Source organism: Parolsenella sp. (genome assembly GCF_982402205.1).
In genome coordinates this window covers 1-7,319 of the sequence record NZ_CEVYAT010000078.1, presented here as the reverse complement: position 1 = coordinate 7,319, position 7,319 = coordinate 1, and the positions used below count along the sequence as shown (strand labels likewise).

The 7,319-nt window shown below is 68.4% G+C and carries 7 protein-coding genes; all 7 read right to left on the bottom strand.

All coding sequences use genetic code 11. From position 1 onward, the window contains the following. Nucleotides 1-91: 91 nt before the first annotated feature. Nucleotides 92-1,417: an AI-2E family transporter gene (locus tag AC1VTH_RS05315; protein WP_481335108.1), complete on the bottom strand. Its 1,326-nt coding sequence runs from the start codon at nt 1,415-1,417 to the stop codon at nt 92-94. Next, nucleotides 1,414-2,271, bottom strand: a complete 858-nt coding sequence (locus AC1VTH_RS05310; protein WP_481335106.1) for an RNA polymerase sigma factor SigF — start codon at nt 2,269-2,271, stop codon at nt 1,414-1,416. Before AC1VTH_RS05310 ends, AC1VTH_RS05315 begins: the two co-directional genes overlap by 4 nt. After that, a complete protein-coding gene (locus AC1VTH_RS05305; protein ID WP_481335104.1) occupies nt 2,264-2,635 on the bottom strand; it encodes an ATP-binding protein in 372 nt (123 codons plus the stop codon). The genes AC1VTH_RS05310 and AC1VTH_RS05305 overlap by 8 nt, the downstream gene beginning before the upstream one ends. A 12-nt stretch (nt 2,636-2,647) precedes the next feature. After that, on the bottom strand, nt 2,648-3,247 hold the full coding sequence (locus AC1VTH_RS05300; RefSeq protein WP_293826620.1) for a hypothetical protein: 600 nt from the start codon (nt 3,245-3,247) through the stop codon (nt 2,648-2,650). A 246-nt stretch (nt 3,248-3,493) separates the two neighbouring features. Further along, nucleotides 3,494-4,864 (bottom strand): replication-associated recombination protein A, encoded by a 1,371-nt coding sequence (locus tag AC1VTH_RS05295; RefSeq protein WP_481335103.1) that lies wholly within the window; start codon nt 4,862-4,864, stop codon nt 3,494-3,496. Nucleotides 4,865-4,983: 119 nt separating this feature from the next. Further along, a complete protein-coding gene (locus tag AC1VTH_RS05290) occupies nt 4,984-6,216 on the bottom strand; it encodes a deoxyguanosinetriphosphate triphosphohydrolase family protein (protein ID WP_481335101.1) in 1,233 nt (410 codons plus the stop codon). A gap of 14 nt (nt 6,217-6,230) precedes the next feature. Next, nucleotides 6,231-7,319, bottom strand: a 1,089-nt coding sequence (locus AC1VTH_RS05285; protein WP_481335099.1) for an SGNH/GDSL hydrolase family protein, incomplete at its 5' end; no start/stop codon positions are given.

The window sequence follows — 7,319 nt, the reverse complement described above, 5'->3', positions numbered from 1 at the left end:
TCATACAACCTTGGAAGTATACAGCGTGCCGGCCGCTTGGAGCCGCGAGGCCGCGCCCCCGCACGAATGCTCCAGCGCATGGGACAAGCGGCTACTCCCCCTTGTGAAGGCGCGCGCGGAAGTGATCGAGAAGGCCAGGCTCGGGCGCGGGGGCCTCGTCGGCCCGGACGTCGTCGGCGTCGCGGTTGGCCACGATAAGCGAGGTGGCGGCCAGCGAGTCGTCGTCGAGGGCGTCATACGAGGGCACCGGCGAGCCGTCGGCGTGGTGGAAGGGGGTCCCCTTGAAGAGCGCACCGTCGAAGCCCACGAGTTGTCGGCCGGTCTTGCTCTCGAAGTAGTAGATGAACGCGCCCTTGACCGCAGCCGTGAGCGGCACGGCCAGCGCCATGCCCACGGCGCCGCCCAGGCTCGCGCCCACCGTGATGCCAATGAGGCTCATGGCGGGGTGGATCTTCACCGCGCTCTGCATCACGAGCGGGCTCACCAGGTTGTCGGTGACGTTCTGCGTAACGATGGCCCAGACGAGCGTCCACACCGCAACGGCCGGGCTCGCAAAGAGGCCGGTCAGCGTGGCCAGCAGGGCAGACACCGCGGGGCCCACGACGGGCACGAAGTGCATGATGCCCACGACGACGCCCATGAGCCCGGCATACGGGTGTCCACAGATCCACAGCGCAAGAAACACCAGCGCGCCATTGAGCACGCTCGTAATCACGATGCCGCGCATGTAGCCGCCCACCGAGCGGCCCAGGACCGCCACGAGCAGCGCCAGGTCCTCGTCATGGCGCGGACCTGCGATGACGCCCAGCTCGCGCATGATGGCCGGGTAGTCCTTCGCAAACCAGTAGGCCAGCACAAGGCCCAGGAAGAACATCACGAAGTCGTTTGCGAGCGCCATCATGTTGGGCACGAGGGCGGCAGACAGCCAGTTGGCAAGCCTGGTCACGAGGGCCTTGCCCACGTCTCCCAGGGTTCCGATGGCACCCCGCACGCTATCCCAGAGCACGGAGTTCTTGCCCTGCGTGAACGGCAGGGTGAAGTTGCGCGCCGCGTCCTGGAGCTGCGAGAAGAAGGCGGGCATGCGCTCGAGCAGCTGCCTCAACTGGTCGAGGAACATGGGCCCCAGCCAGCACAGGAGCCCCGCGACGATGGCAAGAAACGCCACAAGCGAGACGAGCGCTCCCAGGCCGCGGCCCACGCCGTGGCGCTCGAGCCAGTTGGTGAGCGAGCTGCAAATGAACCCCACAACGGCACCCACGAGCAGGCACTTGACGGCGTCGCCCACAGATCCAAGCACCGCAAGCGCGATGACGAACGCCACGGCACAGCCCACGAAGGCCCACGCGCGCACGGCAACGAGCCGCGCGGACACGTAGGCCCGCCGTTGCTCGTCGGGGGTCTTTCGGCCAGCCGTCACCGCATCAGCCCCTCGGGGTCGACCTTCTCCTGTAGCTTCTTGAGCGTTCGGCGCAAAAGGCGGCTCACCTGCACCTGGGACACGCCCAGGCGCTTGGCGATCTCGACCTGCGTGAGGTTGTCGTTGAAGCGCATGCGGATGACCTCCTGCTCGCGCGGCGAGAACTCCTTGATGGTGTCCTCGATGACCATACGGTCGTCGGAGGCGGCCAGGTCCTGGTCGACGCTCGCGTAGTGGTCGATGACCGCGGGCGCGTCATCGTCGTCGGAGCCGCCGGCCTCGAGCGGCACGGAGCTGTAGGCGCTCGAGGACTCCATGGCCTCGAGCACCTCCTCGACCGTGACGCCAAGCTTGCTAGCGACCTCCTCGGTGGAGGGGGTGCGCTGCAGCTCCTTGGTGAGCTCGTCGGTGGCCTGGTTGACCTTGCTCGACAGCTCCTGCAGGCGGCGCGGCACGCGCACGCTCCAGCCCTTGTCGCGGAAGTGGCGCTTGATCTCGCCCAGGATGGTGGGCGTGGCATACGTGGTGAACTCGAGGCCGCGCCCGGGGTCAAAGCGGTCGATGGCCTTGATGAGGCCAATCGTGCCCACCTGCACGAGGTCGTCGAGCGGCTCGCCGCGGTTCTTGAACTTGCTCGCGAGGAAGCGCACCAGGTTGAGGTGGCTCATCACCAGCTCGTTGCGGGCGTCCTCGTCGCCCTGCTCCTTGTAGAGCGCAAACAGCTCGCGCGTACGCTGCTTGTCCCACGCGAGTTTGCCCTTGGGCGTGCCGGGCAGCTCGTGGGTGGAGGCGGCAGCGGCACGCCGGGCCTCGGCGCGCTGCTCACTGGTTAGCTCTGTCGATTCGCTAGGCATCGGCAACATCCACGAACTTGGAGAGGTGAAGCGTGCGCGTCGAGCGGTCGAAGACGCACTCGTCGCACACGGCGTTGAGGATGAGCTCGGCGTAGGTCGAGGCCGGGTCGTCCTCGGGAAGGTCGTTGGGGCCAAACGCGAACTTGGCGCCCAGGTAGCCCTCGGCCACCTGGAACTCGATGTCGCACGCGGCGGGGCCGGAGGCGCAACACCACACGAAGGCCTCCTCGGCGGCCATGCGGGCGTCTTCGACGTCCTCGACCGACTGGCCGGAGATGACGGCGAGATTCGCGGCCATCATGCGGACGGTGCGCGCAAAGTCGGGCTGGGCGGGGATGCTGAGGTTGACGATCTGCTTGTCCATCTTCGCCACCCCCTACTCGGCAGAGCCATCGGTCGTGGCGGCATCGCCCTCGGCCTGAGCGGAGGCGCCGGGGTAGGTAAAGTAGCCCGTGTCGCCCTTGACCCGTTCGACCTCGACGTCTGCCTCGGGCGTGGGCTCGCCGGCCTCGTCCTTGGGGGCCTCGAGATTCGCGGCGGCCTCAGGAGCGGCGATCTTGGCGGCCTTGCCGGCGCCAGTCACCTTGCCGGCGACCTTGGCGGCAACCCCTGCGACGCCGCGCGAGACGGACTCGGCCGCGCCGGTCACGGCATCGGTCACGTGGGCGCCCGCGCCGGTCACGGCGTTGACGTCGGAGAGGATGCCCTCGACGCGCACGAGGTCGACGTTGATGAGGTCAACCGTAGTCGAGGCCTTCTCGAGGATCGGGGCGACCTCCTTGACCGCGGGGCCAAGCTCGTCGATTGCGCCGTCGAGCTTGGCGATGGCGGGGCGGACCTCACCGATCGTGTCGTTCACGGAGTCCGAGAGCTCGCTGACGCTCTTGCGGGTCTGGCGCAGGGTGAGGGCAAGCTCGACCACGGCCCAGACGCCGGCAATCACGAGGACGATGAGGGCGATCGTCATTGGATCCATCGGGATTCCTCCAAGTTTCTAAGCGATAAGCGTGGCGCCCGCGGGAGGCGGGCGCGCTCCATGGGCTTCATTCTACCCATCCGCGTGGGCGGGCAGCGCCGCGGGTGTGGCCGAGAGGCACGCGCACGGCCGCGAGGCTCCGCCTGAACCGCTGGCGATGCCGAGAGGGACGGGGCCGCCCACTCGCACGGGCCGCCCGCCAGCGCCGCGGGTATGGCTGAGAACGACGCGGCGCGCACTCGCCCCCTACTGCTGCGGTCGGTCGTGGCGCGTCGCGTCGAGGCGCCAGGCCTCCCAGCCGCGGCCGCTTGGGTGGAAGAACGCCCCGTGCTCGAGGCCGTCGGGCAGGTACTGCTGGGGCACCCAGCCTTCCGGGTAGTCGTGCGGGTAGAGGTAGGGGCCGTAGGCGTCTGACCCCGGACGGTGGCGGTCCCTCAGGTGGTTGGGCACCTCGCGGCGCGGCCCGTGGCGCACCTCGTTCAGTGCGGCGTCGATACCCGCCTCGGCGGCATTGCTCTTGGGAGCCAGACACACGTAGAGCGCGGCCTGCGCCAGGTTGATGCGGCACTCGGGATAGCCAATGACCTCGGCAGACTTAAAGGCGGCGTGGGCAATGAGCAGGGCCTGCGGGTCTGCGTTGCCCACGTCCTCGCTCGCGTGAATCATGATGCGCCGGGCGATGAACTTGGGGTCCTCGCCCGCGTCGATCATGCGGGCGAGCCAGTAGAGCACGGCATCGGGGTCGCTGCCGCGCATCGACTTGATGAACGCCGAGATGATGTCGTAGTGCATGTCGCCGGACTTGTCGTACGGCAAGCCCCGGCGCGGGTTTGCCTCGAGCACGTGCTCGACCGTGATGGGCAGTTCCTCCCCGTCAGCGCCCAGGCGCGAGCCGTCGGCAAGCGTCACCGTGCCATCGGGCCCCACCTTGGCCGCGGGCGGCAGAGCCATCTGGCTCGCAAGCTCGAGCGAGGTGAGCGCGGCGCGCGCGTCCCCCCCGGCAAGCTGCACGATCTGCTCGAGCGCGTCGTCATCGAGCGTAAAGGCGCCGCGCAGGCCGTGCTCGGAGGTGCAGGCGCGGCGCAGCAGCTCGGCGATGTCCTCGTTTCCCAGCGGCTGCAGCTCGACCACGCGGCTGCGTGAGATGAGCGCCGAGTTGACCTCGAAGTAGGGGTTCTCGGTGGTGGCGCCAATGAGCACCACGATGCGGTCCTCGACGGCGTGGAGCAGCGCGTCTTGCTGCGTGCGCGAGAAGCGGTGGATCTCGTCGACGAACAGGATGGTGCGCACCCCGCGCGTCATGAGGCGGCTCTCGGCGGCGTCGATCTCGCGACGCAGGTCCTTGACGGTGCCCGTGACGGCCGAGACCTCGACGAACTCCGCATGGGTGGTGTTGGCAATGATGCGCGCGAGGGTGGTCTTGCCAGTGCCCGCGGGCCCGTAGAGAATCACGCTCGACAAAACGTCGTGCTCGATGGCGCGGCGCAGCCACGAGCCCTCGCCCACCGCCTGGGCCTGGCCCACGTACTCGGCAAGGGTCTGTGGGCGCATGCGCACGGCCAGCGGCGCGTTCTCGTTGCGTTTGTAGCGCTCGGCTTGTGTAAACAGAGTATCCATGGGAACAATGGTACGACACTTTGGCGCTTGAATCATCACGGAGGGCATGACAGAGGGACATGTCTTTTGTCATATGGCAGAAGGCACGTCCCTCCGCCATGGACGCCCCCGTCACACCCCTAGCAGAAGTAGCCGCGGCGGCGAAAGATGGGGGCGCAGCTGGGGTCGAGGTCCTGGCAAAGGGCCACGAAGTAGTCGTCGGTCATCGAGGAGATGTAGTCCACCACCGTGAGGTCGAGGTCCGCCTGCCAGTCGTAGCTGCGGCCATAGTGGGCAAGCGTGCGCTCGACGTCAGCGATGTGGTGGCGAAACACGGGGCTGTCGGTGCGCCCGGCGGCAAGGTCTTCGCGCATGCGCTCGTAGACCATGGCAAAGAGCTCGGCGAAGTCTGCCGAGAGGTCTCCCGAGAGCTCGCTGGCGTTGTAGATCTTCTCGTAGTTCTCGCGCTTGGCGCGGCGCATCTCGGCAAACGCCGCCTCGCTCATCTCGATGCGGGGCTTGCCAAAGCTGTGCTCCACCACGTCGGTGATGAAGGCGCCCAGGGCCCACGTGTTGTAGGCGCTGCCCAGGCCGTCGTCAAAGGTGTCCTCGCGCGCCACGCCCGCGGCGATGGCGTCCTGTCGGTCCTTGCCCACGTAGGCGATGATGTCGGAGACGCGCACGACGCACCCCTCGAGCGTCATGGGGCGCAGGTGCCCAATCGCGTGCTCGCCGTTGTCCCAGCAGCCCTGCACGATCTTGTCGAACTCGGAGAAGCTCGCAAGGTCACTCGTCTCGAACACCTGGCGCTCGCACTCGCCGTTATGGCAGATAACGCCGTCGAGCGTCTGGAGGGTGAGGTTGCGGCCGTAGAGCACGTCGAGCACGCGCACGCTCTGCACGTTGTGAAAGAACCAACGGCCGGTGCGGCCGTGGTAGACGTCGTTCAGGAAGCGCTCGCCGGCGTGGCCAAACGGCGTGTGGCCAATGTCGTGGCCAAGGGCAATGGCCTCGATGAGGTCGAGGTTGAGCCCCAGCGACAGGCCGATGTCGCGCGCCACGCGGCTCACGAGCTGCACGTGCAGGCCGCGGCGGGTGATGTCATCGTTGGCGCGCAGGGAGAACACCTGGGTCTTGCCTGCGAGGCGGTTATAGGCGGGCAGGTGGATAACCTTCTCGGCATCGCGCACGAAGGCGGGGCGGCTCGCGGTGGCGCGGTCGCGCTCGGTGTTCTCGCGGCGGATGGCGGCTGTGTTCTGCGTGGCGTAGGCGCTCAGGTGGCCGCGGGCGCGCTGGTCAAGAACGGCGCCCGCGAGACGTGGCGACAGCTCCTGCGGCAGGTTGGGAACGGGGCGGTTCGCGAGGTTTGCCATGGCAATCTTCTCCCCTACTCGTCGAGCAGCGTGAACATCGAGATGGTCTGGCCCACCGGCGTGTCCTCGACGGCCGCGGCCCTGCGGGTTGGCTTGGCCGAGAGGGACGCGGGCTCGACGGGTCCGTCGCCCTCGACCTTGGCCGAGACGGGCGCAGGCTTAGTGGGCTTGGCAGCCTCGACCTTAGCTGAAACGGACGTGGCTTCTGCCTCGGTATCAGCCGCGTTGGCCAAGACGGGCGTGGCCTCTGGCTTGGGCTCAATCGCGGCGGCAACCGTGGCCTTAGCCTTGCGGCCGCCCTGCTTCTTGGCCCCTCCACCAGATTGGGACAGAAAGGCTACGGGCGGAAGTGTCCCACTTCCAGCGCAGGCGCCGCAGCGGCCAAAGCGGCCCGTCTCGCGCAGGCACTGGCACGAGAGCTTGGGCAGCTCGGAGCACACGAAGCGCGCCAGCAGCGCGGCGCCGGCCGCCGTGGGGTGACCGTCCTCGTCGCTCAGCAGGTCCTCGGGCAGGGCGGGGGCGCGCAGTACCATGACGGCGGGAGCGCTCGCGGCGAGCCTGCGGCGCCTCACGCGGGCCGCGGCCTCGTCGATGAGGTCGGCCACGCGCTCGTAGCACGAGCCCCTCACGGCCTCGCGCCCGGGCTGCTTGGCAGGCACGATAACCACGAGAGGCACGCTGGGCCACAGCTCGTCTGCGCGGACGAGGTAGCTCGCGATCTCGCGGCCCGTCACGCGCTCGTTGCAGCGGCCATAGCGGTAGTTGGCCCCCAGCGCCACGATCACAAGCGACGGGTCCATGCCCACGGGCAACGCGCCCAGCGAGCTCTCCTGGAACACCTGCGCACCCACGCTCTGGTTCACGAGGCCGTACTGCAGCTCGTCGGCCACAAGGCTTGGCCAGGCAAGCGCCGAGTCGCCCACGGTGAAGCCCTGGGCCACCGAGTCTCCCAGCACCAGCAGCGTGCCGCGCGGTGCCTCGCCCGAGACGGGCCGCACGAACGAGCCGTTGCCGTAAACGCGCCGCAGCTCGCAGCCCCTCAGGCTTGGCAGCCACGCACGCACGCGGTGCATGTCGCCAAAGCCGGGCAGCTGCACCAGGTT